The 24,852-nt window shown below is 65.6% G+C and carries 23 protein-coding genes and 1 pseudogene; 17 read left to right on the forward strand and 7 right to left on the reverse strand.

The features are described from left to right. Positions 1–10 precede the first annotated feature (10 nt). The 6 genes from ACP159_RS07040 to ACP159_RS07065 form a co-directional block, all read right to left on the reverse strand. Complete coding sequence (locus tag ACP159_RS07040; protein WP_425098947.1) at positions 11–730, reverse strand: ribonuclease activity regulator RraA; 720 nt, start codon at positions 728–730, stop codon at positions 11–13. Positions 731–853: 123 nt separating this feature from the next. After that, complete coding sequence (locus ACP159_RS07045; RefSeq protein WP_425098949.1) at positions 854–1,750, reverse strand: dihydrodipicolinate synthase family protein; 897 nt, start codon at positions 1,748–1,750, stop codon at positions 854–856. Then, positions 1,750–3,483, reverse strand: coding sequence for an L-arabinonate dehydratase (gene araD, locus ACP159_RS07050; protein WP_425098950.1), 1,734 nt, complete (start codon positions 3,481–3,483; stop codon positions 1,750–1,752). The genes ACP159_RS07045 and araD overlap by 1 nt, the downstream gene beginning before the upstream one ends. Positions 3,484–3,493: 10 nt before the next feature. Next, positions 3,494–3,616 carry a dihydroxy-acid dehydratase gene (locus ACP159_RS07055; RefSeq protein ID WP_425098951.1) on the reverse strand — a complete coding sequence of 41 codons (123 nt, stop codon included), beginning with the start codon at positions 3,614–3,616 and terminating at the stop codon, positions 3,494–3,496. A gap of 12 nt (positions 3,617–3,628) precedes the next feature. Further along, positions 3,629–5,704 carry a TRAP transporter large permease subunit gene (locus tag ACP159_RS07060; RefSeq protein ID WP_425098952.1) on the reverse strand — a complete coding sequence of 692 codons (2,076 nt, stop codon included), beginning with the start codon at positions 5,702–5,704 and terminating at the stop codon, positions 3,629–3,631. Positions 5,705–5,859: 155 nt separating this feature from the next. After that, complete coding sequence (locus tag ACP159_RS07065; protein ID WP_425098953.1) at positions 5,860–6,903, reverse strand: TRAP transporter substrate-binding protein; 1,044 nt, start codon at positions 6,901–6,903, stop codon at positions 5,860–5,862. Between the two features lie 200 nt (positions 6,904–7,103). Here ACP159_RS07065 and ACP159_RS07070 point away from each other — a divergent pair, with 200 nt between their 5' ends. From ACP159_RS07070 to ACP159_RS07135, 14 genes are all read left to right on the forward strand, one after another. After that, the gene (locus ACP159_RS07070; RefSeq protein ID WP_425098954.1) at positions 7,104–7,832 is read left to right on the forward strand and encodes a GntR family transcriptional regulator; all 729 of its coding nucleotides are present in this window, start codon (positions 7,104–7,106) and stop codon (positions 7,830–7,832) included. A gap of 60 nt (positions 7,833–7,892) precedes the next feature. Continuing rightward, entirely contained in the window at positions 7,893–9,167 is a 1,275-nt protein-coding gene (locus ACP159_RS07075) for an NAD(P)/FAD-dependent oxidoreductase (protein WP_425098955.1), read from the forward strand. 243 nt (positions 9,168–9,410) lie between these two features. Then, positions 9,411–9,983, forward strand: a complete 573-nt coding sequence (locus tag ACP159_RS07080) for a helix-turn-helix domain-containing protein (RefSeq protein ID WP_425098956.1) — start codon at positions 9,411–9,413, stop codon at positions 9,981–9,983. 145 nt (positions 9,984–10,128) lie between these two features. Then, positions 10,129–11,295, forward strand: a complete 1,167-nt coding sequence (gene ftsW / locus ACP159_RS07085; RefSeq protein WP_425098957.1) for a putative lipid II flippase FtsW — start codon at positions 10,129–10,131, stop codon at positions 11,293–11,295. A 157-nt stretch (positions 11,296–11,452) separates the two neighbouring features. After that, positions 11,453–12,586, forward strand: a complete 1,134-nt coding sequence (locus ACP159_RS07090; protein WP_425098958.1) for a UDP-N-acetylglucosamine--N-acetylmuramyl-(pentapeptide) pyrophosphoryl-undecaprenol N-acetylglucosamine transferase — start codon at positions 11,453–11,455, stop codon at positions 12,584–12,586. Between the two features lie 13 nt (positions 12,587–12,599). Beyond that, positions 12,600–13,997 (forward strand): UDP-N-acetylmuramate--L-alanine ligase, encoded by a 1,398-nt coding sequence (gene murC / locus ACP159_RS07095; RefSeq protein ID WP_425099048.1) that lies wholly within the window; start codon positions 12,600–12,602, stop codon positions 13,995–13,997. Between the two features lie 460 nt (positions 13,998–14,457). Then, positions 14,458–15,324 (forward strand): hypothetical protein, encoded by an 867-nt coding sequence (locus tag ACP159_RS07100; RefSeq protein WP_425098959.1) that lies wholly within the window; start codon positions 14,458–14,460, stop codon positions 15,322–15,324. Between the two features lie 189 nt (positions 15,325–15,513). Further along, positions 15,514–15,765, forward strand: coding sequence for a DUF2484 family protein (locus ACP159_RS07105; RefSeq protein WP_425098960.1), 252 nt, complete (start codon positions 15,514–15,516; stop codon positions 15,763–15,765). Between the two features lie 75 nt (positions 15,766–15,840). Further along, positions 15,841–16,110: a hypothetical protein gene (locus ACP159_RS07110; RefSeq protein WP_425098961.1), complete on the forward strand. Its 270-nt coding sequence runs from the start codon at positions 15,841–15,843 to the stop codon at positions 16,108–16,110. A gap of 41 nt (positions 16,111–16,151) precedes the next feature. After that, entirely contained in the window at positions 16,152–17,102 is a 951-nt protein-coding gene (murB, locus tag ACP159_RS07115) for a UDP-N-acetylmuramate dehydrogenase (RefSeq protein WP_425098962.1), read from the forward strand. Between the two features lie 157 nt (positions 17,103–17,259). Continuing rightward, entirely contained in the window at positions 17,260–18,174 is a 915-nt protein-coding gene (locus ACP159_RS07120) for a D-alanine--D-alanine ligase (protein WP_425098963.1), read from the forward strand. Next, on the forward strand, positions 18,162–19,073 hold the full coding sequence (locus ACP159_RS07125) for a cell division protein FtsQ/DivIB (protein WP_425098964.1): 912 nt from the start codon (positions 18,162–18,164) through the stop codon (positions 19,071–19,073). The genes ACP159_RS07120 and ACP159_RS07125 overlap by 13 nt, the downstream gene beginning before the upstream one ends. After that, positions 19,070–20,398 (forward strand): cell division protein FtsA, encoded by a 1,329-nt coding sequence (gene ftsA, locus ACP159_RS07130; RefSeq protein ID WP_425098965.1) that lies wholly within the window; start codon positions 19,070–19,072, stop codon positions 20,396–20,398. The genes ACP159_RS07125 and ftsA overlap by 4 nt, the downstream gene beginning before the upstream one ends. Before the next feature lie 134 nt (positions 20,399–20,532). Further along, complete coding sequence (locus ACP159_RS07135) at positions 20,533–21,261, forward strand: VPLPA-CTERM sorting domain-containing protein (protein WP_425098966.1); 729 nt, start codon at positions 20,533–20,535, stop codon at positions 21,259–21,261. A gap of 134 nt (positions 21,262–21,395) precedes the next feature. Here the strand turns inward: ACP159_RS07135 and ACP159_RS07140 are convergent, their stop codons facing one another. After that, positions 21,396–21,707: a hypothetical protein gene (locus ACP159_RS07140; protein ID WP_425098967.1), complete on the reverse strand. Its 312-nt coding sequence runs from the start codon at positions 21,705–21,707 to the stop codon at positions 21,396–21,398. A 285-nt stretch (positions 21,708–21,992) separates the two neighbouring features. Between ACP159_RS07140 and ACP159_RS07145 the strand changes: the two are divergent. The 3 genes and pseudogenes from ACP159_RS07145 to ftsZ all read left to right on the forward strand — a co-directional run. Then, positions 21,993–22,151 (forward strand): annotated as a pseudogene (locus ACP159_RS07145) (helix-turn-helix domain-containing protein); the annotation flags it as partial. A 27-nt stretch (positions 22,152–22,178) separates the two neighbouring features. Further along, on the forward strand, positions 22,179–22,754 hold the full coding sequence (locus ACP159_RS07150; protein WP_425099049.1) for an XRE family transcriptional regulator: 576 nt from the start codon (positions 22,179–22,181) through the stop codon (positions 22,752–22,754). A gap of 425 nt (positions 22,755–23,179) precedes the next feature. Further along, the gene (gene ftsZ, locus ACP159_RS07155) at positions 23,180–24,811 is read left to right on the forward strand and encodes a cell division protein FtsZ (protein WP_425098968.1); all 1,632 of its coding nucleotides are present in this window, start codon (positions 23,180–23,182) and stop codon (positions 24,809–24,811) included. Positions 24,812–24,852: the final 41 nt, after the last annotated feature.

Below are 24,852 nucleotides of genomic sequence, written 5' to 3' on the forward strand. Positions count from 1 at the left end.
AAAGGGCGCTTCAGCGCCCGTTCACTTCGCGCCACTTCGCGAATGTTTCGAGGTTCGATTCATCGGTGGGCGGGTACAAGCCGATAATGGTCTTGCCAGCGCGGACCTGTTCGACCACGAAATCCTCATAGGCGGTCATTTCGTTCGCCTCGTCGGCGATCTCGTCCGCCAGATGCGCCGGAACGATGATCACGCTGTCATCGTCGCCGACCACGATGTCGCCCGGGAACACCGGCGCATCGCCGCAGCCGATCGGCACGTTGATGTCGATGGCTTCGTTGATCGTGAGGTTCGTCGGGCTGGAGGGGCGGGAGTGGTAGGCGGGCAGCTCCAATTCGGCAATGCGCATGGCATCGCGGAAGCCGCCGTCGGTCACCACGCCCTCGGCCCCGCGCATCATCAGCCGGGTGATGAGAATATCCCCGGCGGAGGCGGCGCGGGCGTCCTTGCGGCTGTCCATCACCAGCACCGCGCCGGGTGGGCAGGTCTCGACGGCGTGGCGCTGCGGGTGCTTGGGATTGCGGAACTCGGCCAGCGTGTTGCGGTCCTCGCGGGCAGGCATGTAGCGCAGGGTGAAGGCGGGACCGACCATATTGCGGCCCTTCTGCGAGAGCGGGCGCACGTCCTGGATGGTCTGGTTCCTCAGGCCGCGTTTGTAGAGGGCGGTGGCGAGGGTGGCCACGGAAACGTGGCGCAGTTTTTCGATGCTTTCGGGTTTTACGGTGGTCATCGTGTTGTTCCTTGAGGGAATGCCTTGAAGGTGTGCGGGGCCAAGCCCCGCGTATTCTGGCTTGCTTGCGCATCCAGTCCGAAAACCGGTTCCCACTTTTCGGGATGCGCTCGGGGTCCGGTTTCAGATCAAGCCGTTTGCGGCCATGAAGTTTTTCAGCCTTTGCTGTTGCGCGGCGGTCAGCGGCCAGGCCCCCGGCGGACGCACCGCGCCGCAGTCGATGCCTTGCAGCGCCAGCGCCGCTTTGACGCCGGTGACATTCGTGCCGCCCATTTCCTCGGCGCGGATGTCCTCGAAGACGCGCATGTCGGCGATGAGGCTGTTGGCCTGCGCATAGTCCCCGGCTGCCAGCGCATCGCGGATGGCGACGGAGCGCTCGGGCCAGATGTTGATCAGCCCGGAAGTGAACCCCTTCGCCCCCACCGCGCAAAGCGCCGGGGCCCAGACCTCGGCGAGGCCGCCGACCCAGATCACGTCCTCTGGACTGGCGGCGATGGCCTTGGCGAGGTTCATCGGGTTGGGTGTCGCCCATTTCACCCCCGCGACGCCCTCGATGGACGTCAGCCGGGCAATCGCCTCGGTGCCGATGGCGTCGTTGCGCAGGTAGAGCATGGCGGGCAACCCGTCGCCCGCGCCGACGACGCGCTTGACGTATTCCTCGTAGCCGCGTGGCGCGACGAAGGGGTCTGGAGTCTGGTGGATCATCAGCGCATCGGCGCCCGCCGCCTTGGCGTGGCGTGCCGCGCGTTCGGCTTCCATGATCCCGCGCCCGATGCCCGCGAACAGGGGCACCCGGCCCGCCACCTGCTCAACCACGCTTTCGCAGAACCGCCGCGCCTCGGCCTCGTCCAGCCCGTAGAATTCACCTGTGTTGCCGTTGGCGACAAGGATATCCACCCCCGCGCCGATGGCACGGTCGATGATCGGGGTCAACCGCTTCGGGGCGAGGGCCCCGTCCGCGTCGAAGGGGGCGGCCAGAATGCCGGAGATGCCCGAGAGCGCCTGTCTGATCCGCTCCATCAGTTGATCTCCGGTTCCGGCACCGAACCGCCGAAGTCCGTCCGCAGGAAGTCGAAGTCACAGCCCTTGTCCGCCTGCTCGACGTGCTGGCTGAACATCTTGCCATAGCCGCGCTCGTAGCGGGGCGCGGGCGGGGTCCAGCCTTTGCGGCGTTCGGCCAACTCCTCGTCCGTCAGATCGACGCGCAGCACCCGGTCCGGGACGTTCACCTCGATGATGTCGCCGGTCCGGATCAGCGCCAGCGGCCCGCCGATGAAGGCCTCCGGGGCGACGTGCAGGATGCAGGCGCCGTAGGACGTGCCGGACATCCGGGCATCGCTGAGGCGGACCATGTCGCGGTGGCCCTGTTTCAACAGTGCCTTCGGCATCGGGATCATGCCCCATTCCGGCATCCCCGGCCCGCCCTGCGGCCCGGCGTTTCGCAGAACCAGAATGTGGTCCGGGGTCATCGGGTAATTCTCGTCGTTGATGATGGTTTTCAGATCCGCATAGCTGTCCGCGACGATGGCAGGGCCTTTGTGGGTCTGGAACTTCGGGTCCATGGCGGCGGGCTTGATGACCGCGCCATCGGGGGCGAGGTTGCCTTTCAGCACGGCGAGCGAGCCCTCGTGGTAGAGCGGGTTCGACAGGGGGCGGATCACGTCGTCGTTGTAGTTGACGGCGTTGGCAATGTTCTCGCCCATGGTCTTGCCATTGACCGTCATCACCGAGAGGTCGAGCTTGTCTCCCAACTCCTTCATCAGCGCGGGCAGGCCGCCTGCATAGAAGAAGTCCTCCATCAGGTATTCCTTGCCGGACGGGCGGATGTTGGCCAGCACCGGCGTCGTGTGGCCGATCTCGTCGAGATGTTCGAGCGTCAGCGGCACCCCGGCGCGGCGGGCCATGGCGATCAGGTGAATGATGGCGTTGGTGGAACAGCCTGTGGCCATGGCGACGGTCACCGCGTTGCGCGTGCTCTCCCATGTCATGATCTTGTCGGGCGTCAGGTCCTCCCAGACCATGTCGACGATGCGCCGTCCGCAGTCCGCCGCCATGCGCTTGTGACCCGCATCGGGGGCCGGGATCGACGACGCGCCGGGCAGGGTGAGGCCCCAGCCGTCGGCAATCGACATCATGGTGGAGGCGGTGCCCATGGTCATGCAGGTGCCGTAGCTGCGGGCGATACCGCCCTGCACGCCCATCCATTCCTCCTTGCCGATGGTCCCGGCGCGGCGCTCGTCCCAGTATTTCCAGACATCGGTGCCGGAGCCCAATTTCTGCCCCGCATAGTTGCCCCGGAGCATGGCCCCGGCGGGCATGAAGATGAAGGGCAGGTTCATGGAAACCGCGCCCATGATGAGCGCGGGCGTGGACTTGTCACAGCCGCCGAGCAGCACCGCGCCGTCGATCGGATGCGAGCGCAGCGTCTCCTCGACCTCCAGCGCCCCCATGTTGCGGTAGAGCATGGAGGTGGGTTTGAGGAACTGCTCGGAGAAGGAATGCACCGGCATTTCCACCGGCGTTCCCCCCGCTTGAAGGATGCCGCGCTTCACCCATTCAGCACGGTCGCGCAGGTGGTGGTGGCAGGGAGAGAGGTCCGACCAGGTATTGATGATGGCGATGACCGGCTTGCCTTCCCAGTCGTCGGCGGTCCAGCCCATCTGCATGGCGCGGGAGCGGTGCCCCATGGAGCGCAGGTCGTCGGGCGCGAACCAACGGGCGGAGCGCAGGTCTTCGGGTTTCTTGTTGGTCATGATGCGCCTTTCAGGAAATGGGTTGTGCGAAGGCAAACATGACGAAAATCAGTGCCACCGCAAGCACGACACCGAGGATCCAGGGCCAGGAGCCGTAGCCGTTGATGTCGTCGTGTGAATCGCGTCCGATCATGGGTCAGGGTCCTCAGTTCAGGAGTTCGGGCAGGAAAAGGGCGATCTGCGGGAAGGCCATGACGAGGACCAGTCCGATGATCTGAAGCGCGATGTAGGGCAGGACCGCGAGAAAGATTTCCTGCAAGGATACGTCTTTCGGCGCCACGGATTTCAGCCAGAAGCAGGCCGGTCCGAAGGGCGGCGAGAGGAAATAGATCTGGATGTTCATCACGAAGAGGATGCCGAACCAGATCTTGGCCTGGTCCTCGGTCAGGCCCAGCTCCGGCGCGAGGGTCATCACCACGGGGGCGAACACCGGCACGGTGATGAGCACGATGGCGATCCACTCCATGAAGGTGCCGAGCACCATCAGGATGAGCATCATGACGATCACCGTGCCCATGGCCGAAAGCCCGGCGTTGAGGAACAGCGAGCGGATGAAATCGCCGCCGCCCACGAGGTTGAAGATACCGACGAAGGACACCGCGCCGAGGATCAGCCAGATGATGGTGCCGACGGTGGTCATGGTGCCCAGAAGCGACGCGGAGATCACCTCCCAGGTAAAGCGTTTGCGGACGGCGGCGATGATCAGCGCCCCGATGCAGCCGACAGCGGCGCTTTCGGTGACCGAAGCGATGCCGCCGTAGATCGACCCCATCACCATGGCGATGAGGATGATGCAGAGGATCACGGCGGTCATGCGCTCGCGCGACAGCTTCTGCTGCTGGCCGGTGATCCTTGCCACTTCGGCGGCGGTCGGGGCCATGGAGGGGTTCAGGTTCACCCGGATCAGCACGTACCCGGCATAAAACGTCGCCAGCATGATGCCGGGGATCGCCCCTGCCATGAACAGATCCCCGATGCCGACCTCGGCGGAGACGCCGTAGACGATGGTGATGATCGAGGGCGGGATCAGCGTCGCCAGAGCGCCGGCCGCGCAAATGAGGCCGATGGAGAGTTTGCGGTCATAGCCGAGGCGGAACATCTGGGGCAGGGCGACGAGGCCCAGCATGACGATCTCGCCGCCCATCACGCCGGACATGGCGGCGAGGATCACCGCGACGATGGTGGTCTGCACCGCTACGCCGCCGCGCAGGTTCCCGGCAAAGATCGACATGGCGTCGAACAGGTCCTCGGCGATACCCGCGCGTTCGAGGATGGAGGCCATCAGCACGAAGAAGGGCACGGCGACGAGGCTGTAATGCTCCAGCAGCCCGGCAGCGTTGGAGGAGACGAGGAACAGGCCCTTGGGACCGAAGAAGCCGATGGCCATGATGACAGAGACGAAGAGCGTCACGATGCCAAGCGGCATGCCGGTCATCATCAACGCGATCAGCATCACCACCATGATCAGGGAGATCGTGCCGAGATCCATGCTGCGCAACTTCAACGCCTTGGACGGGTCCAGCGCCTTGCCGATGTCCGTGATCGTACCGGAGATCGCGTCGAAGACCTGGATGTCGAAGGCGTGGGCGAGAAGGGCGGAGACAAAGTAGAAGACGAAATAGGCGCCGACCGCCTTGACGATCAGTTTCGCCCAGCCAGACGACAGATGCCGGTGCAGGTTCAGCGTCAGCTGCGCGAGGTAGAGCATCGCGCCCGCCGCCATCAGCGTCTTCATCACCATCGGCGTCGGCGCGTTGAACGGTGAGCCGGAGGTCTCGCCCCGGCCCATGCTGATGTAGGCGCGGATCGTGGCGTCGGTCAGCAGCATGTAGAGCGCGAAGACACCGACGATCATGGCGAAGAGGTCGAGCCACCAGCGCGCCTTCGGGCCGGCGATGTTGTGGATCACCGTGATCGCGATGTGCCGCTTCTTCATGGTGATGTAGCCGGAGGAGAGCATCCAGGCGGCGGCGACGGTGACCATGACGGTCTCGAAGGCCCAGAGCGTCGGCTGGTGCAGGACGTAGCGCGAGAACACCTCGATCAGCGTCGCCACGGCGGCGAACATGTAGAAGGTCGAGACGGCGATGCCGATGATGTGGCTCTTGTGGTCGATGATCGTGTAATCGGCTCTGGCGAGGTCCGGCTCGTCATGGCCAGGGTCCTGTGCGCCGATCTCGATCTCGGTCTCGTCCAGGGCGGTGTCATACTGCCGTGACATGGGGTCCCCTCCCTCGGGCTGTCCGGTCCGATGCCGGACCCGTCGTGTCAACTGTCGTGGATGCCGGCGCCCTCCCGCGCCGGGCTTCCCGGCGGGCGGACCGCCGGGAAGGGAAGGTCATGAGGTCCCGGGGCAGGCCCGGGACCGCGGCGCGCTTACAGCAGGCCGGCCTCTTTCATGAACTTGACATGCGCGTCGTAGACTTCCTGCGCCAGCGGGCTTTGCGCCGCAAAATCGGCCCAGGCCTCCTGCGCGATCTTGCGGAAGGCATCGCGTTCGGACTGCGGCCAGTCGATGATCTCGAGCTCGCCCGCCGCCTTGTCCCGCGCCACCAGCTGGCGGTCGAGGCGGTCGAAATACTGGCGCAACCCGTTGTAGGCGGCCAGATACCAGACCTCCAGAGCGGTCTGTTCCGCCTCGGTCAGCTCGTCATAGACGGCCTGGCCGATGGTGAACTGCAGAATCGGGGTGGAGTGGATGCCCGGGAAGATCGGGTACTTGGCGACCTTGTGCATGCCGTTGGCGTCGTTGTTGGCATAGGCGGAGTTGTCCGCCGCGTCGATCACGCCCTTCTCCAGAGCACCGTAGGTCTCGGAGCCGGACATCGACACGGGCGCGGCGCCCGCGCGCTTGAACACGTCCGCGGCCAGGCCCTCGGGCGAGCGCACCTTGATGCCCTTGAAGTCCGCGACGCCGCGGATCGGCACCTTGGAGACGAAGGCTTCGCGGGCGTAGGCGCCGCATCCGATGACATGCACGCCCTCGTAATGCGCATCGAACAGCTTTTGCAGCATCTCCTTGCCGCCGCCCTGGGCGCAGAAGGCCTGGATCTGGTCGGCACTGTCGTAACCGGCGATCAGGTCGCCCATCAGCGCAAAGGCCGGGTCGATGCCGGAGAAATAGTTGATCGACGTCAGGTCGCCGTCGAGGATGCCGACGCTGATCGCCTCGGCGGTCTCGCGGCGCGGCACAACGGCGTCGACCGGCAGCAATTCGACGGTGAGCGAACCGCCGGTCATCGCTTCCAGCTTGGGCACCCACTCCTCGTTCAGGTAGGCGAGCGACGCGTGGCTGGCGTTCGACGAGGTCTGGATCTTCAGGACCCGGTCCGCCGCATCCGCCGCCGTTGCCGCGAATCCCGTCACGGACATCAGCAGCATTGCCTTGATGCCGCCTTTCAGCATGTTGAATTTCATCATCTATCCTCCCTTGGTGTCGTCAAAACTGCGGGTATCGCCTCCTCTTGCGTCACCGCTTGACGTCTCAACTGATATATTAGTACCTTATAGGCGTCAACGCCGAGCTTGCGGTGTTTCCGGAACTGGGCCATCACCTTCGGGTCGGGCAGGCGGGTGGCAGGCTGGTCCGGCACGGCTCCGGGGGCGGAAAAGGGGGAGGAATGCAAGACTTTCAGGTATCGGACCTCATGCCCGCCACCGCCGCGCTGGACAATGCCTCGCCGCTGTCCGCCTCGCAGGGCGCTTACGAGGCGCTGCGCCGCCAGATCATCACGCTTGACCTGCCGCCGGGCGCGGTGCTGTCGCGGGTCGACCTTGCCGCGCAACTGGGCGTCAGCCAGACGCCGGTGCGCGAAGCGCTGCAGAAGCTCGAACAGGACGGGCTGATCCGCATCGTCCCGCAGTCCCGCACAACCGTGCGCCGCATCGACGTCAAGCAACTGGAAGAAACGCAATTCCTGCGCGTCGCCGTCGAGAGTGAAGTGGTCCGCCGGCTCGCGCAGGGCGGCTACGAGGCCGGCGTCAAACGCGCCCGCGCGCTGGTGCAGATGCAGGCGACCCTGGGCGACGATGTGGGCCAGATGGAACTGTTCGACACGCTCGACCGGGGCTTTCACCTGTCGCTGTTCGAGGCGGTCGGCATGGGCCGGCTGCACGCCATGCTGGCCCGGCAGCTGGGTCACCTGGCCCGCTGCCAGCGCCTGACTCTGCCGCGCGCGGGCAAGATGGCCGACATCGTGGCGGCGCACAGCGCCATTCTCGACGGGATCGAGGCGCAGGACCAGGAAGCGGCGCTGACGGCTGTGCGCGATCACCTCTCCGGAACGATCCGTCAGGTGCCTGATCTGAAAAAGGAATTCCCGGACTATTTCGTTTCCGGCAGCGATTGACGGCGCCGCTCAAGGCTGGCACCGTCGCGGCTGTTTCCCGTCCTTGCCGGAGCCCGGACAGTGATCGACAGGCCTTCTCTCTGGACCCGCAGCGCCGATGAACCCGCCCCGAACGCGGCGCTGTTGTCACCCGCAGAGGGCGCGGCAGATGCCGTGATCGTCGGCGGCGGCTACACCGGCCTTGCAACGGCGCTCTTTGCCGCAGAGGCGGGGCTGTCCGTGCATGTTCTCGAAGCGCGGGAGATCGGCGCGGGCGGCTCCGGGCGCAACGTCGGGCTGGTCAATGCCGGGCTCTGGGTGCCGCCGGACGATCTTGTCCGGACCTTGGGGCCGAAAGTGGGTCCGGCGTTTCTCGACCTGTTCGGGCGCGGGCCGGAGGTGGTCTTCGACCTCATCGAAAGGCACCAGATCCGCTGCGAGCCGCGCCGCAACGGCACCATCCACGCGGCGCACGCCCCGCGCGGACTGCGCGATCTTCGGGGGCGGCACGCGGCCTGGCAGCGGCTCGGTGCGCCGGTCGAGTTGCTGGACGCGGCAGAGATTTCGCGGCTGAGCGGCACGGGGATCTATCACGGCGGCCTTCTGGATCGCCGGGCGGGGAAGATCAATCCGATGGGATTCGCCCGCGGTCTGGCGCGCGCGGCGCTGGGCGCGGGTGCACGGATCACGACGGGAACGCCGGTCAAGGCGTTGACGCGGGACAGGGGCGGTTGGCGGATCGAGACGGCGACGGGCACGCTTTCCGCGCCGCAGGTGGTGCTGGCGACAAATGCCTACGGGGGTGACCTCTGGCCGGGGCTGGCGAAGGCGGTGACCCATATTCATTTCTTTCAGGTGGCGAGCGAGCCGCTGGGCGAGGCCAGCGGCCATATCCTGCCGGAGGGACAGGGTCTGTGGGATACCGCGCCGGTGATGACCTCGGTGACGCGCGACGCCGCCGGGCGGGTGATCCTCGGCTCCATGGGGCGGATGATCGGCACCCCGGAGGCTGGCGTCAGCGCCCGCTGGGCCAGACGGCGGTTCGGGCGGCTGTTCCCGGGCATGCCGGTGCCGCGCTTCACCGACGGCTGGCACGGCCGCATCGCGATGACGCCGGATCACATGCCGCGCCTGTGCCGTCTGGATGCGGGGCTCTGGGCGCCAATGGGCTACAATGGCCGGGGCATCACCACGGGCACGCTGTTCGGGCGGGCGATGGCGGCAGTGCTGGCCGGTGCGCCGGAGCAGGATCTGCCTCTGCCGGTCACACCGCTGGAGCGATTGCCCGCGCCGGGCCTGCAATCGCGCTTTTTTGACCTGGCCTTTACCGGCAACCAGGTATTGCGCGGCCTGTGACGCACGCGGTGGGGGGCGACGAGTCGGGCCGACGCGGTGACGGATTGCGGCGCTTTGACGATATTCCCGCTGTCCCGACGCCCATGAGGCCGCTCCCGTTCCCGCAATCCCCGTCAAGGGGCGCGACTGTTACCGCGATGAAAGCATGTCGGCAAATTCCTTTGCCTCCAAAGGCTTCCGCAGGTTAGTTTCGGATACGGGAGGGATTCCCGGCTGCTGACCCCGTGACGATCTGTGAGTACCATGGCGACCGAGTTGACCGAACGGCTATCCGAGCGCCTGTCCGCACTGCGCTCGGCCCGCGGATGGACACTGGACAAGCTGGCCGCCCAGAGCGGCGTCAGCCGGGCGGCGCTGTCACGGTTGGAGAACGCCGAGGTCAGCCCCTCCGCCGACGTGCTGGCCCGGCTTGCCGCGGCTTACGGGATGACGCCGTCGCGGCTGCTCGGCATGGTGGAGGACGGGTTTGCCGCCCATGTGCGCCGAGACGACCAGCCGATTTCACGGGACGGTGTGAACGGCGTCACCCGCCGTACCGTCTCGCCCCCGGCGCAGGCGTTGGCCGGTGAGGTGCAGGAATGCCGCCTCGCGCCCGGCGCGCAGGTTCTGCAGGAGACGCCGCCGGTGCCGGGACAGGAGCATCACCTGATCCTGCTCACCGGCGCCCTGCAGGCGGAGGTGGACGGGCGGACCTACAGTCTCGCGCAGGGCGATGCCCTCCGGTTCCGGCCCTACCACGCGGTGCGTTTCGTGACCGAGCCGGGCCAGGGCGCGAAATACCTGCTGTGCCGGGTGTCAGGCGGCGGCCCGGGGTGAGCAGAGTTTCAGACTAGATTTCTTGTCACCGTCCGCGCGTGGCGCCAGAGGCCACGAAACACTGGCGGCAGAGCCGTTTATGCGCTACGCTGACAGGCAGACCCGGAAAACCGGGCGATCCTGAGGCAGTTGAAGCGGTGTTCCCATGACGGAAATGGTCTATGGCACGGTGCCGGTGCGCGATGGCGAACCGGTGTTCCCGAAATGGTGGCGGACGGTGGACAAGTGGACCCTGTCCTGCATCCTGATGCTCTTTGGCGTGGGCATCCTGCTGGGGCTCGCCGCCTCGCCGCCCTTGGCGGAGCGCAACAATTTCGCGCCGTTCCATTACGTGCAACGGCAGGCCGCCTTCGGCGGCATGGCGATGCTGGCGATGATCCTGACCTCGATGATGTCGCCCACCGTGGTGCGCCGCCTTGCGGTGCTCGGCTTTCTCGGAGCCTTCGTGGCGCTGGTCTTCCTGCCGTTCTTCGGCACCGACTTCGGCAAGGGCGCGGTGCGCTGGTACTCGCTCGGCTTCGCCTCCGTCCAGCCGTCGGAATTCCTCAAACCGACCTTCGTCATCGTCGCGGCCTGGCTGATGGCGGCGGCGCAGGACCTGGGTGGACCTCCGGGACGGATGTACTCCTTCGTGCTGATGGTCGCCATCGTGCTTATGCTGGCGATGCAGCCGGACTTCGGGCAGGCCTCCCTCGTCCTGTTCGGCTGGGGCGTGATGTGGTTCGTCGGCGGCGCGCCGATGATGCTGCTTATCGGGCTGGCGGGGCTCGTGGTGCTTGGCGGCACCTTTGCCTACAACAACTCCGAACACTTCGCCCGCCGCATCGACGGCTTCCTCTCGCCCGAAGTGGACCCGACGACCCAGCTCGGCTATGCCACCGACGCCATCCGCGAAGGCGGCTTCTTCGGCGTCGGCGTCGGCGAGGGGCAGGTGAAATGGTCGCTGCCGGATGCCCATACCGACTTCATCATCGCCGTCGCGGCGGAGGAATACGGCCTCGTTCTGGTGCTCTGCATCATCGCGCTCTACACCACCATCGTCGTGCGGTCGATGATCCGCCTGATGCGCGAGCGCGATCCTTTCATCCGTCTTGCCGGCACCGGCCTCGCCTGCATGTTCGGCGTGCAGGCGATGATCAACATGGGCGTGGCCGTGCGGCTGCTTCCGGCCAAGGGCATGACCCTGCCGTTCGTCAGCTACGGCGGCTCTTCACTGATTGCAGGCGGCATTGCCGTTGGCATGCTGCTGGCCTTCACCCGCACGCGTCCGCAGGGCGAGATCGGGGATATCCTGCGGGGCCGGTTGCGCTGAGGTTTCCCCGGTTCGGTGCCGGTTTTACGGGGGTTTTGGGGTATTTGGACCAAGAAGAAGCACGGGATGCGCGAAAACCTGCCAATGTCGGGCTCAGGATGGACGGCGAGACGCCCGTGTTGTACTGGCCTCCGTCAGGCGGTGAGGGATTGATCGGATGAGTGGACAGCAGCCCCTGTTGGTGATGGCGGCCGGTGGCACCGGCGGGCACATGTTTCCGGCGCAGGCGCTGGCGGAAGTCATGCTGAGCCGGGGCTGGCGGGTGAAGCTGTCGACCGACGCGCGGGGCGCACGGTACACCGGTGCGTTTCCTGACGGGGTCGAGATCGAACAGGTCTCCTCCGCGACCTTCGCCCGGGGCGGCCTCCTTGCCAAGGCGCTGGTGCCTTTCCGCATCGCGGGTGGCGTCGTCTCCATGGCGCTGCGCATGCTGCGCGACCGGCCCGACGTGGTGATCGGCTTTGGCGGTTATCCGTCCATTCCGGCCCTCTCGGCGGCGACGCTGCTGCGTCTGCCACGGCTGATCCATGAACAGAACGGCGTGTTGGGCCGGGTGAACCAGATCTTTTCGAAGCGGGTGACCATGGTCGCCTGCGGCACCTGGCCGACCGAACTGCCCGAGGGTGTCGAGGGCATCCACGTCGGCAACCCAGTGCGCGGCGCGGTGATGGAGCGGGCCGGGGCGCCCTATATCCCGCCGGGTTATTACCCGATGTCGATCCTCGTGATCGGCGGCAGCCAGGGGGCGCGTATCCTGTCGGATGTGGTGCCGCCCGCGATTGCGGCGCTGCCGATGGAGGCGATCAACCTGCTGCGCATCAGCCATCAGGCACGGGGCGAGGACGAGGAGCGGGTTTCGCAATTCTACCTCGAGCACGCGATCAACGCCGATGTGCAGCCTTTCTTCGACGACGTGCCGGAGCGCATGGCCGAAGCGCAGGTCGTCATCTCGCGCTCCGGCGCCTCATCCGTCGCGGACATCAGCGTGATCGGCCGGCCCGCGATCCTGATCCCGTACAAGCATGCGACAGGCGATCACCAGCATGTCAACGCGCAGGCGCTGACCGAGGCGGGCGCGGCGATCCGCATCCCCGAAAGCCGCCTGACGGTGGAGAGCATGTCGGACGCGATCCTCTCGATCCTCGACAACCCGCAGGGGGCGGAGCAGATGAGCCGGGCGGCGCTGAGCGTCGCGCGGCCGGATGCGGCGACCGATCTGGCGAACATCATAGAAAATCTGGCGGCAGACCAACACAGGAAAGGGGCAGGCGATGAAGGATCTGGAACGTGAACGGGGCATGGCATTGAGCGGCGCGACGAAACTTCCGGGCGACGTGGGGCCGATCCACTTCGTCGGGATCGGCGGCATCGGCATGTCCGGCATTGCCGAGGTGCTCCTGAACCACGGCTATGTGGTACAGGGCTCGGACCTGAAGGCCTCGAAGATTACCCAGCGGTTGCAGGAGCTAGGCGCGCATGTCTTCGAGGGCCAGCGGGCAGAGAACCTCGAAGGCGCGGAGGTCGTGGTGATCTCCTCCGCCATCAAGAAGGGCAACGCGGAACTGGACGAGGCGCGGCGGCGCGGGCTGCCGGTGGTGCGGCGAGCGGAGATGCTGGCGGAGCTGATGCGGCTCAAATCCAACGTCGCCATCGCGGGCACCCATGGCAAGACCACCACCACCACGATGGTGGCGACGCTGCTCGATGCGGGCAAGTTCGATCCGACCGTGGTGAACGGCGGCATCATCCACGCCTATGGTTCGAACGCCCGTATGGGGCAGGGCGAGTGGATGGTCGTGGAGGCGGACGAGAGCGACGGCACCTTCAACCGCCTGCCCGCGACCATTGCCATCGTCACCAATATCGACCCCGAGCATATGGAGCACTGGGGCACCATCGAGAACCTGCGGCAGGGGTTCTATGACTTCGTCTCGAACATTCCCTTTTATGGGCTGGCGGTGTGCTGCACCGATCACCCGGAGGTGCAGGCGCTTGTCGGCCGTGTCACCGACCGGCGTGTCGTAACCTACGGGTTCAACGCGCAGGCGGACGTGCGGGCGGTGAACCTCCGGTACGTCAAAGGCGTGGCGCATTTCGATGTGCTGTTCCAGACGGAGGGGACGTCCCTTGAGGGGTGTACCCTGCCGATGCCGGGGGATCACAACGTGTCCAACGCCTTGAGCGCGATTGCGGTGGCCAGGCACCTGGGCATGACGGGCGAGGAAATCCGCGCGGCGCTGGCGTCCTTCGGCGGTGTCAACCGGCGGTTCACCAAGGTTGGCGAAGTTGGCGGTGTGACCATCATCGACGACTACGGCCACCATCCGGTGGAGATCGCCGCCGTGCTGAAAGCGGCGCGGCAGGCGACGGAGGGCCGGGTGATCGCGGTGCATCAGCCGCATCGCTATACCCGCCTGCACCACCATTTCGAGGATTTCTGCACCTGCTTCAACGAGGCGGATGTGGTGGCCATCGCGGAGGTTTATGCCGCGGGCGAGGAGCCCATCGAGGGCGCGACGCGGGATGATCTGGTGGCCGGACTGGTGCGGCACGGGCATCGCCATGCGCGGGCTCTGGTGAGCGAGGATGACCTCGAACGGCTAGTCCGCGAACAGGCGCAGCCGGGGGATATGGTCGTGTGCCTCGGGGCCGGGACGATTTCCGCCTGGGCGAACGGACTTCCGGCGCGGCTTTCCAGGTAAGCGCTTGGGTTTCGTATGGATTTAGGCCCGCTGCCTGTCTTGGGTGGCGGGCTTTTCCTTTGGGTATTTGGGCCAAGAAGAAACGCAGGGCCGGGACAGGGGCTTTGCTGTTGCGCTTTGGCGTCTTGTTGGGAAGAGTGAGGGGATGAGGGCCGAGGACATCCATAATCGGGATGCGTTGTGGGCGTGGCTGCGGGAGCGGCCACGGGAGGATGCTTTGGCGATTGCGCATCGGGCAGCTCTACGGGTGCTGCCGGTTTGGGGCGCAGCGATGGGGGAGGATTGGGCGAGGGAAAGCGGTTTGACAGCTTTACCGTATTTGCGTTGCCTGCTGATTTCAGCAGTAGCTACAGTTAGGCCTGATCACGACTTAATGGATACCGCCCGCAGCGCATTAGACTCTGCAGTCGCCCCGCACGGACCTTATCGCGGAGATTCTAGTGTCCAGATAGCCGCCAACGTGGCGATCACAGCTATTGGAGCCGTTGTCGCAGGCAGTGGGTTTGTGGATGCAGTGGAGGCTGCATTTGTGGATGCCGCACACGTTGCCGGGACAGCCGCCATTCCCGAAACAATCGGCGCCGATGTTGCCGCCTTTGATGCGGCCATTTCGGTTGACATGGAACACGGCGGGAACTTGTTCGGTTTGCCGCTTTGGACGGACGATTGCCCCGGATGGTTTTTGCGGCATGATGCCTTAACGGTCACCCATTGGAATACGGAGTCTTCGATCCGCTGGGCGTTCTGGAAACGCTGGTGGGAGGGGGCGAAGACCGGCAATCCCGTCGACCCGGCGCTTCAGCTTGCCATCGTGCAGGGCATCGACGACGAGACCTGGAAAGACCCGGACGCGGTGGCGGCGCGGATTGTGGAGATCGAGCGGCAGTTCGATCTTCTGCAAGACGTGCGACGGGTCAAGCGGGACCTTGAAGACGCGCGGCGGCAGGTTGCGACGGTCAAGCATCGGTCACACAATCAGCCGCCGGAATTGGTTGATGATGCGATTGCGCTCAAGCGCGACACGAAGAAGCTGGAGACGGTTCTGGCTGAGTTGATCGCGCCACTGGAGGAGATTGAGGCCGAGCTTGAAACGCCGAGAGCGGACCTGGCGCGGATCAAGGCACTGGCTTCGAAACTTGTGAAAATCGCAGGCGAGGCTTTGAAGTATTGCGGCGAGGTTGGCGACGTATTCGTAAAGAAGGCAGCGGAGACCTTGGGGGACGAAGGGGTCAAATGGGCGGTGCGCGGTGGCGCTGCGACGCTGTTCGAGACGTCGACCGGATTGGGGCATCGATTGCTGGACTTCGTGCAAGTGTTGTTGCGGTAGTTTTGCGACGGCAAAGGTGGGTTGGAAACCCACCTTACGGCGGGTCTAACGCGAGGCGGGATGCGTGATCCGTGGGTGCAATCCTGAGATGTGCCGCAATTTCCCTCCAATGCCCTGCAAACCCTTGCCGCAGACGCGTTTTTGCGGCACACTTGGCTTGCGCCACCGGGGGATGCGGAGGGCAGGACGATGACGACTTCCTTGATACTGGCCTGTGCCTGGGCGGTGTTGGCGAATGTTTTGGGCATGTTGCCCTCGAAGGACAATCACTGGACTCGGGCCTATGTGCTGATCGCGCTGGGAATCCCGCTCGTTGGGTATGTCACCTATCAGAACGGGCCGTGGATCGGGCTGATCGTGCTGATGGCGGGCATGAGCGTCCTCCGCTGGCCGATGCGCTATCTCGCCGCCTGGGTGCGGCGGACGGTGGGACGGGCCTGAAGGACAGGCATACCGGACTGATGGAACGCCCGCGGCGCGGGTAGGATCATGGGCATTCCAATCGGAGGAGTGCCCATGTTTTTCGTGTATCTGATGATATCGGCGTCAGTGGGCGGCGCGATTGGCTTCGGGGGCTGCCGGAGCAGGCGGGGCGGGATCGTCGTGGGGCTGGGGCTGCTGCTGACGGTCGGATTCTTCGGCTGCCTCGCGGTTGGCTCGGCGCTGCCGGGGTACGACGGGCTGTTGTACTACGCCTTTGCCATCCTGATCGCCGCGCCGGGGCTGGTGGGTCTCGGACTTGGGGCCTTTCTGGCGCGGCTCGGGTCTGGCGTCGCGGAGGTCTGAGAGCTCTTGCGTCCGGGAGTCCGGGACCGTAGCTAGGCGGTATGCGTGATTATCCCGAGACCCGTGGGCGGCTGACGCCGGACCGCCCGTTGAGCGATCTGACCTGGCTGCGCGTCGGCGGGCCGGCGGATGCGCTGTTCCAGCCGGCGGATGTGGACGACCTGGCGGCCTTCCTGAAGGCGCTGGACCCGGCGGTAGCGGTCTTCCCGATGGGGGTCGGCAGCAACCTGATCGTGCGCGATGGCGGCATCCGGGCCGTGGTGATCCGCATGGGGCGGGGGTTCAACGGGATTGCCGTCGAGGGCACGCGGGTGCGGGCCGGGGTGGCGGCGCTCGATGCCCATGTGGCGAGACGTGCGGCGGAGGCGGGGATCGACCTTACCTTTTTGCGCACCATTCCGGGTGCGATCGGCGGGGCGGTGCGGATGAACGCCGGATGTTATGGCTCCTACGTGGCGGATCATTTCGTCGCGGCGACGGCCGTGACGCGCGCGGGCGAGGTGGTGACGCTGACAGCGCAGGACCTGAATTTCCGCTATCGGCAGAGCGATCTTCCCGAAGGCTGGGTTCTTGTCGAGGCGGTGTTCGAAGGGGAGCGAGGCGATCCGGAGGCGCTGGCCGCGCGGATGGAGGAGCAACTCAGGAAGCGCGACGAAACGCAGCCGACGAAGGACCGGACGGCGGGCAGCACCTTCCGCAATCCGGCGGGGTTTTCCTCCACCGGGAGGGCCGACGACACACACGAGCTCAAGGCCTGGAAGGTGATCGACGAGGCCGGAATGCGCGGCGCGACGATCGGCGGGGCGCAGATGAGTGAAATGCATTCCAATTTTCTCGTGAACACCGGGACGGCAACGGCCCGCGATCTGGAGGCTTTGGGCGAGGACGTCAGAAAAAAGGTTTTCCAACACAGTGGAATACAGTTACACTGGGAAATCATGCGGGTGGGTGAATTCTTGCCGGGCGAAACCGTCGCTGGCGGGCTTGATTAACCCCCCGTTAAGGTTAAAGAAGTTATAAGAGGTCAGGTCCCGGACAACAGGGGCCGGCCAGACGATCCGGAGCCAATCCGGGCGGTGAATGGGGCGCACTGGCCCCGAGGCAGAAGGCGGGGCAGCAGACCCCGTGACAGGTAAGGCGGTTTTGGGAATGTCGAGCAGGACGCTCCCGAAAGTGGTGGTATTACTGGGCGGACCCTCGGCTGAACGCGAGGTCTCGCTGAGTTCCGGCAAGGAATGTGCCGCCGCTTTACGGGCAGAAGGGTACGAAGTCACCGAGGTGGACGCAGGGCAGGACCTTGCCGAGCGGCTTGCCGAGATCCGGCCGGACGTGGTGTTCAACGCGCTGCATGGCCGCTGGGGCGAGGATGGCTGCGTTCAGGGTGTCCTCGAATGGGCAGGCATTCCCTATACGCATTCCGGTGTGCTGGCCTCGGCGCTGGCCATGGACAAGGAACGCACCAAGGTTGTCTATCGCGCCGCCGGGCTGCCGGTGGCGGAGAGCCTGCTGGCAGACAAGACGGATGTGATGGCAGCGCATGTGATGGCGCCGCCCTACGTGGTGAAGCCCTACAACGAAGGCTCGTCGGTTGGCGTCTACCTCGTCAATGCCGCCGCCAACACGCCACCGCAGCTTTCGGACGACATGCCGCAGACCGTGATGGTCGAGCAGTTCATTCCCGGGAGGGAACTCACCACCTCCGTGATGGGGGACCGGGCGCTTGGCGTGACGGAAATTCTCACCGATGGCTGGTACGATTACGACGCCAAGTACAAGCCCGGCGGCTCGCGGCACGTCTGCCCGGCGGAGCTGCCGCAGGAGATCACCGAGGCCTGTCTCGACTATGCCTTGAGGGCGCACAAGGCGCTGGGATGCCGGGGCGTCAGCCGTACGGATTTCCGCTGGGATGACAGCAAGGGGCTCGAAGGGCTGATCCTTCTGGAGACCAACACCCAGCCGGGCATGACGCCGACCTCGCTGTCGCCGGAGCACGCCGGGCTGATCGGGCTGAGCTTTGGCCAGTTCTGCAAGTGGATGGTGGAGGACGCCTCGTGCAACAGGTAGACCCGCATCTGGATGGAGACGACGCGCCGCAGATGGCGCGGCTGGACCCCACGGCCTCCCGGCTGAAGTACCGGATCGAGCGGCTGATGCTGACGCCGCTGTTCCGGTTCGCGCTGCGGGTGGTGCTGCCGTTCGGGATTTGCTTCGGCGCCGGTAGCCTCTGGTTCTCGGTGGAGGAAAACCGCGACGCCTTCCTGACGATGATCGCCGATGTCCGCGCGACGGTTGAAAACCGCCCGGAGTTCCAGGTCAAGCTGATGGCCATCGACGGCGCGAGCGAGGGCGTGGCGGAGGACATCCGCGAGATCGTGCCCATCGACTTCCCGGTGAGCAGCTTCGACCTCGATCTCGACGCGATGCAGGAGACGATCACCGGGCTCGACGCGGTGCGCAAAGTGAAGATCCGGATCAAGCAGGGCGGAACCTTGCAGATCGACGTGACGGAGCGGGAACCGGCGGTGCTCTGGCGCGGGCCGCAGGGGCTGGAAATGCTGGACCGAAAAGGCATCCTCGTCGGCCCGCTGGCCTCGCGCTTCGACAAGCCGGAGCTGCCGGTGATCGCGGGCGAGGGAGCCGAGCAGGCGGTGCCCGAAGCGCTGGAGCTGATGGCGGTGGCAGGGCCGCTCAAGGCGCGGATGCGCGGGCTGGAACGCATGGGCGGGCGGCGCTGGGACGTGGTCCTGGATCGCGACCAGCGCATCATGCTGCCCGAGAGCGGCGCCGTGGTGGCGCTGGAGCGCACGATCGCGATGGACGAAGCGGTGGACATGCTGGCGCGGGACATCGCGGCGGTCGACCTGCGCCTCCCGCGCAGACCAACGATAAGAATGAAGGAAAACGCCGTGCAGGAGCTGCTGCGCATCAAGGCGTTCGAGGCAGGCGGAGACAGGCTGGAATGATCGAGCTTTATGAATCACAGAGAGCCATGCGCAACATGCGCAAGGCCGCGATGCAACGGGGCGTCATCGCGATCCTGGACGTGGGGAGTTCCAAGATTGCCTGCCTCGTGCTGCGTTTCGACGGCACGGACCCCTCCGACGACGGCATCGGGTCGCTTGCGGGTCAGTCCGGGTTCCGGGTGATCGGGGCCGCGACGACGCGCTCGCGCGGGGTGCGCTTCGGCGAGATCCACGCCATGGGCGAGACGGAGCGTGCGATCCGCACGGCGGTGCAGGCGGCGCAGAAGATGGCGGGCATCCGGGTGGATCACGTCATCGCCTGTTTCTCCGGGGCCGATCCGCGCAGCTACGGGCTTGCGGGCAAGGTCGACGTGATGGGCGTCAACGTGGACGAGCAGGACGTGGCGCGGGTGCTGTCGTCCTGCGACGTTCCGGATTTCGGACACGGGCGTGAAGTGATGCACGCGCAGCCAGTGAACTTTGCCCTCGACCACCGCAGCGGCCTGATCGACCCGCGCGGCCAGATCGGCAACGAGCTCAGCTGTGACATGCACATGCTGACCGTCGATGCGCAGGCGATCCAGAACCTCGCGCATTGCGTCAAGCGTTGCGATCTCGAACTCGCCGGAATTGCGTCTTCCGCTTATGTGAGTGGGCAGGCGGCGCTGGTCGAGGACGAGCAGGAGCTGGGCGCGGCCTGCATCGACATGGGCGGCGGCGCGACGGGCGTGTCGATCTTCATCAAGAAACACATGATCTACGCCGATGCGGTGCGCATGGGCGGCGATCACGTCACTTCCGACATTTCCATGGGCCTTCAGGTGCCGATGGCGACGGCGGAGCGGATCAAGACCTTCTACGGCGGCGTGGTGGCCACCGGCATGGATGACCGCGAGATGATCGAATGCGGTGGCGAGACCGGCGACTGGCATCACGACCGGCGCACCGTGTCGCGGGCGGAGCTGATCGGCATCATGCGGCCACGGGTGGAGGAGATCCTGGAAGAGGTGCGCGTCAGGCTCGATGCGGCGGGCTTCGATCACCTGCCGTCGCAGCAGATCGTGCTGACCGGCGGCGCGAGCCAGATCCCGGGCCTCGACGGGCTGGCGTCGAAAATCCTCGGCCAGCAGGTGCGGCTGGGCCGCCCCCTGCGCGTGCACGGTCTGCCGCAGGCGGCGACCGGCCCGGGCTTTGCCTCCGCCGTGGGCCTGTGCCTTTTCGCTGCGCATCCGCAGGACGAATGGTGGGATTTCGAGATCCCGGTGGACCGCTACCCGGCGCGCAGTCTGAAGCGCGCGGTGCAGTGGTTCCGCGACAACTGGTAAGCCGTTCCGTCTGGTTCGACGAGGGGCCCGGTGCGCTGCGCCGGGCCCTTTTCCATGGTCGTGACACGAATAGGAGTTGCTTTGCCGGCGCTTGTGTTTGTAGCGTGCTGAATGTTTTCAGACAGGATGCTTTCATGAAGCCGATTGCCTTGGCCGCGCTCTGTGCGCTGGCGACTCCGATGGCGCAAGCCGCCACCGTCTATACCGATGCGGCAGCCTTTGCCGCGAAGTTTTCAGCCCTGGCCGACCCGACGGGCGGCATAAACACGGCGGCGGACGAAGCGGCGGCGGGGCCGTTGTTCGTTGGTGGCGTGCCCTACCAGACCGCGCCGGGCGGGGGCGTGGTGCCGCCGGTCGAGTTCCTGACCGGCATGAGCATCAACAGCTACAACTATGCCTTCGGCCCGCAATCCAACGGGTTCTTCGACAGTTTCAACATGTCGGACGTGTTCGAAGGGCCGCTTGGCTTCACCATGCACAACCCGAGCAGCGAGTCGCACTACTATACCTTCGCATCCGGACTAGGCAGCTTCGGCTTCTCGGTCTTCGATCCGTCCGATGGGCGCTGCGCGGTTTCCTGCGTCCAGTCGACCTGGTCGATCACGGCTTATGACGCGGGCAACGCGGTGCTCGGATCGGCAACCATCACGCCGGGGCTCGGCAATGTCGGCTTCTTCGGAATCGACGGGCAGGGGGCGCTGATCGACAGGGTGACGGTCATCGAGACAGCTGGCAGCTACGAGAACGATTACTTCGGCAATTACGTGACCGGGATCGTGTCAGCGGTTCCGTTGCCCGCCGGTGCGCCGCTGCTGCTGCTTGGCCTCGGCGGGCTTGCAATGCTGCGTCGCCGCCGACGCTGATCCGGATCAGACAGTCTGACATGCGAAAGCCCCGTCTCCTGAGGGTGAGACGGGGCTTCTGGCCTTTTCCTTGCCGCCCCAAGGGGGAGTGAACGGTCAGGTCCGCGCTGCGTGCCGGTTGGCTGGATCGGGATTCAGCAGGCGTGGGCCCGGGGAAAGGCCACGACATTTCCGGGTCGACCAATACCACCGGACCGTCGCAATTTCTCGGGAAGGTCGGGAGCATATCCCGAATCCACCCGGCGCAGATTGCGCGCCCGGCGGAAATCCCGCTCTTCTCGGATTTCGAATTGGATCAGGTCCCCGGCATCCAGGTCCATGCCCTGATGCGCACTGGGTTCCGGCCCCGAATAGAAGGCCAGGTTCCCGTGATCCTCACACCAGATCACTGCCTTGCGGTCTGTTGCGTCTGCCCAGAGGACAACACCGTACATGCGCTCTTCCATGACAAGCCTTTTAGATTTCGTGTCACAAGCGTGGCTCAATTGACGCGCTTTCGACACGGTTTTTCGCGCGTCGGCGTCTTGATTTTTGTGTCGCAAGATTGCAGGGTTGTCGCTATTGAGCGACGCGGTTGACGCTCTTTAGCACCACAGTTGACGCATGTTGGCGTCAAACTTTATCATAGAGAGTTGAAGGGTAGTTGTATACACTCTTAGCGCGAGGTTCAAATGCCAGGTGGTCACTCAAAATCACCCTCAAGACGACCAACTCCCGCCGAGCTGCGCAGCATGCTCGGTGCCAATTTGCGTCAATTGTCCGAAAGAGCGGTCTCGATCTCGGCCCTGTGCCGCGAGCTGGGGATAAACCGCACCCAGTATAATCGGTATCTCGCGGGTGAGAGCTTTCCGCGGCCGGATGTGCTTCACCGGATATGCAGCTATTTCAATGTCGATGCGCGCATATTGCTCGAACCTGTGGAAAACATCGCGTCGGTTTCCACGGGACTGTTCGAGCATCCCGAGGTGTCGAGTTTCATCGGCCGGTCTGCCGAGACCGTGGATGAGGAGGACTTCCCCTCCGGTTTCTACCGTTTCGCCCGGCGCAGCTTCCTGCATGACGATATGTTCGTGCAGGGGCTGACCTACGTTTACCGCAAGGACGATCACACCTTCCTGCGTGGCTTCGAGGCCAAGCAGGCGATGGCAGAGCAGGGGCTGCCCACCGCCCCGGCTCAGCGCGAGTTCCGCGGTGTCGTGATGCCGCAGGAGGATGGTGTCGCGCTGATGATCAGCCGTCACGGGGCGCAGACCGCCTCGTTCAATTACCTCGCCCGCGTGCCCTCCTTCGAGAACAACTTCTGGGTCGGCTATGTCACACGGACGGTGCGCGAGGACGTGGCGGGACGGCGGGTGGAGCGGCAGGTGGTGGAGTACCTGGGGCGCAACACGCGCAAGGTTTTGGCGGCGGCGCGCAGCGTCGGCTTCTGCAACAAGGAGGCGGTGTTGCCTTACCTGCGGCAGATGCTGAAGATCGGCGAACCCTTCGTCTGAGCGAGGGGTCACCGGCGTCTCCGGGCTGCGACCGGGCGCGGGAGCAAACCGCCGCCTGGCGCGCAAAAACCGCGTGACGCCGCCCGGCGATCCCGGTAAGGTTTCCTGCAGGCACCCCGGTCAAGAGGGGCCACAGGATATACGAGGCAAACACGGGTCGAGCAGACCCCGAACACTGTAGACCCTAGCGCCCCGAGTCGGTTGATTCTCGGAGCCCGTGCTTACGCTTGTGCGTCGCGTGTCGGTAACCACCGCATTTGGTGAAATCGGCAAAATCCCGCGAATCCCGCCCCGAAAAAGCCTAGATTTGGTAGGTGACGCGTGTTTTTCGCGTGACGTTGAGCCCGTGTGTGGTTAGGATCACACAGAATAGGCGTATGTTAACCCCCGGGACAGGGGCAGAAAAAAGACAGGCGGACAGATCGATGACATTGAACCTTTCCATGCCCGGACAGGACGACCTCAAGCCCCGCATCACCGTGTTCGGTGTTGGCGGCGCTGGCGGCAACGCGGTGAACAACATGATCGAAAAGGCGCTGGAAGGCGTCGATTTCGTCGTGGCGAACACCGACGCGCAGGCGCTTCAGCAAAGCCGCGCGGCGAGCCGCGTGCAGCTTGGCGTGAAGGTGACGGAGGGTCTCGGGGCAGGCGCCCGGGCGTCGGTCGGCGCGGCCGCCGCCGAAGAGAGCATCGAACAGATCGTCGATCACCTGGCGGGGGCGCACATGTGCTTCATCACCGCCGGCATGGGTGGCGGCACCGGCACCGGCGCGGCCCCGATCATCGCGCAGGCGGCGCGGGAGCTGGGCGTTCTGACCGTCGGCGTGGTGACCAAGCCGTTCCAGTTCGAAGGCGGCAAGCGGATGAAGCAGGCCGAAGCCGGCGTCGAGGCGCTGCAGAAGGTCGTCGACACGCTGATCATCATTCCGAACCAGAACCTGTTCCGGCTGGCCAACGAAAAGACCACCTTCACCGAGGCCTTCTCGCTCGCCGACGACGTTCTCTACCAGGGTGTGAAGGGCGTGACCGACCTGATGGTGCGTCCGGGCCTGATCAACCTCGACTTCGCAGACGTGCGCGCGGTGATGGACGAGATGGGCAAGGCAATGATGGGCACCGGCGAGGCCGAGGGCGAAGATCGCGCCATCCAGGCCGCTGAGAAGGCCATCGCCAACCCGCTGCTGGACGAAATCAGCCTCAAGGGCGCGAAGGGCGTGCTGATCAACATCACCGGCGGCTCCGACCTGACGCTGTTCGAACTCGATGAGGCGGCCAACCGCATCCGCGAGGAAGTGGACGCCGACGCCAACATCATCGTGGGCTCGACGCTGGATGACGCCATGGAAGGCATGATGCGCGTCTCCGTCGTGGCGACCGGCATCGACGCCGCCGCCGACGTGAACCCGGACATCCCGCTGCCGCGCCGCAGCCTCGCCCAGCCGCTGCCGACGCAGCGCATGGCGGAGCCCGAGGCCGCCCCGGCCCCGGCGGCGCGTCCGGTGGCCGCACAGACCGCCGCGCCGCAGCCGGTGGCCCAGCAGCCGGCGCAGGAGGAATACGAGGCCGAGGAGCCGTCGCTGTTCTCCGACATGCCCCCGGCGCGTCACGAGCCGCAGTACGAAGAGGTGGCCGAGGACGACCTGCCGCCGCCGGCCTACCAGCCGCGCGTCGCCGCATTCCAGCCGTCGCAGGACACCATCGAGGCCGATCCGGAAGAATACGTCGCGCCCCGCGCTCCCGCGCCGGGCACACCGAGCCCCGAGGCGCTGGCCCGTCTGCGCCACGTGGCGGCGCAGCGCAACGCCGAGCACGGTCGCGCCGCCGCTCCGGCTCCCGCGCCGCAGCCCGCTCCGGAAGCCGAGAAGCCGCGCTTCTCCGTCAATTCGCTCATTGGCCGCATGACCGGCCATGGTCATGGCAACGAGGCGCCGGCCCAGCCCGCCCGTCGCCAGCCCCCGGTCCAGACCCAGCGTCCGGCCCCTGTGCATGACGTGGAACCCGATCCCGAGCAGGAAAAGATCGAGATCCCGGCCTTCCTGCGCCGCCAGGCAAACTGACATAAATGCGTGATCGCGGGGGCCGATTGGCCCCCGGACCA

The organism is Tropicibacter sp. S64 (genome assembly GCF_049803835.1).
GTDB lineage: Bacteria > Pseudomonadota > Alphaproteobacteria > Rhodobacterales > Rhodobacteraceae > Pacificoceanicola.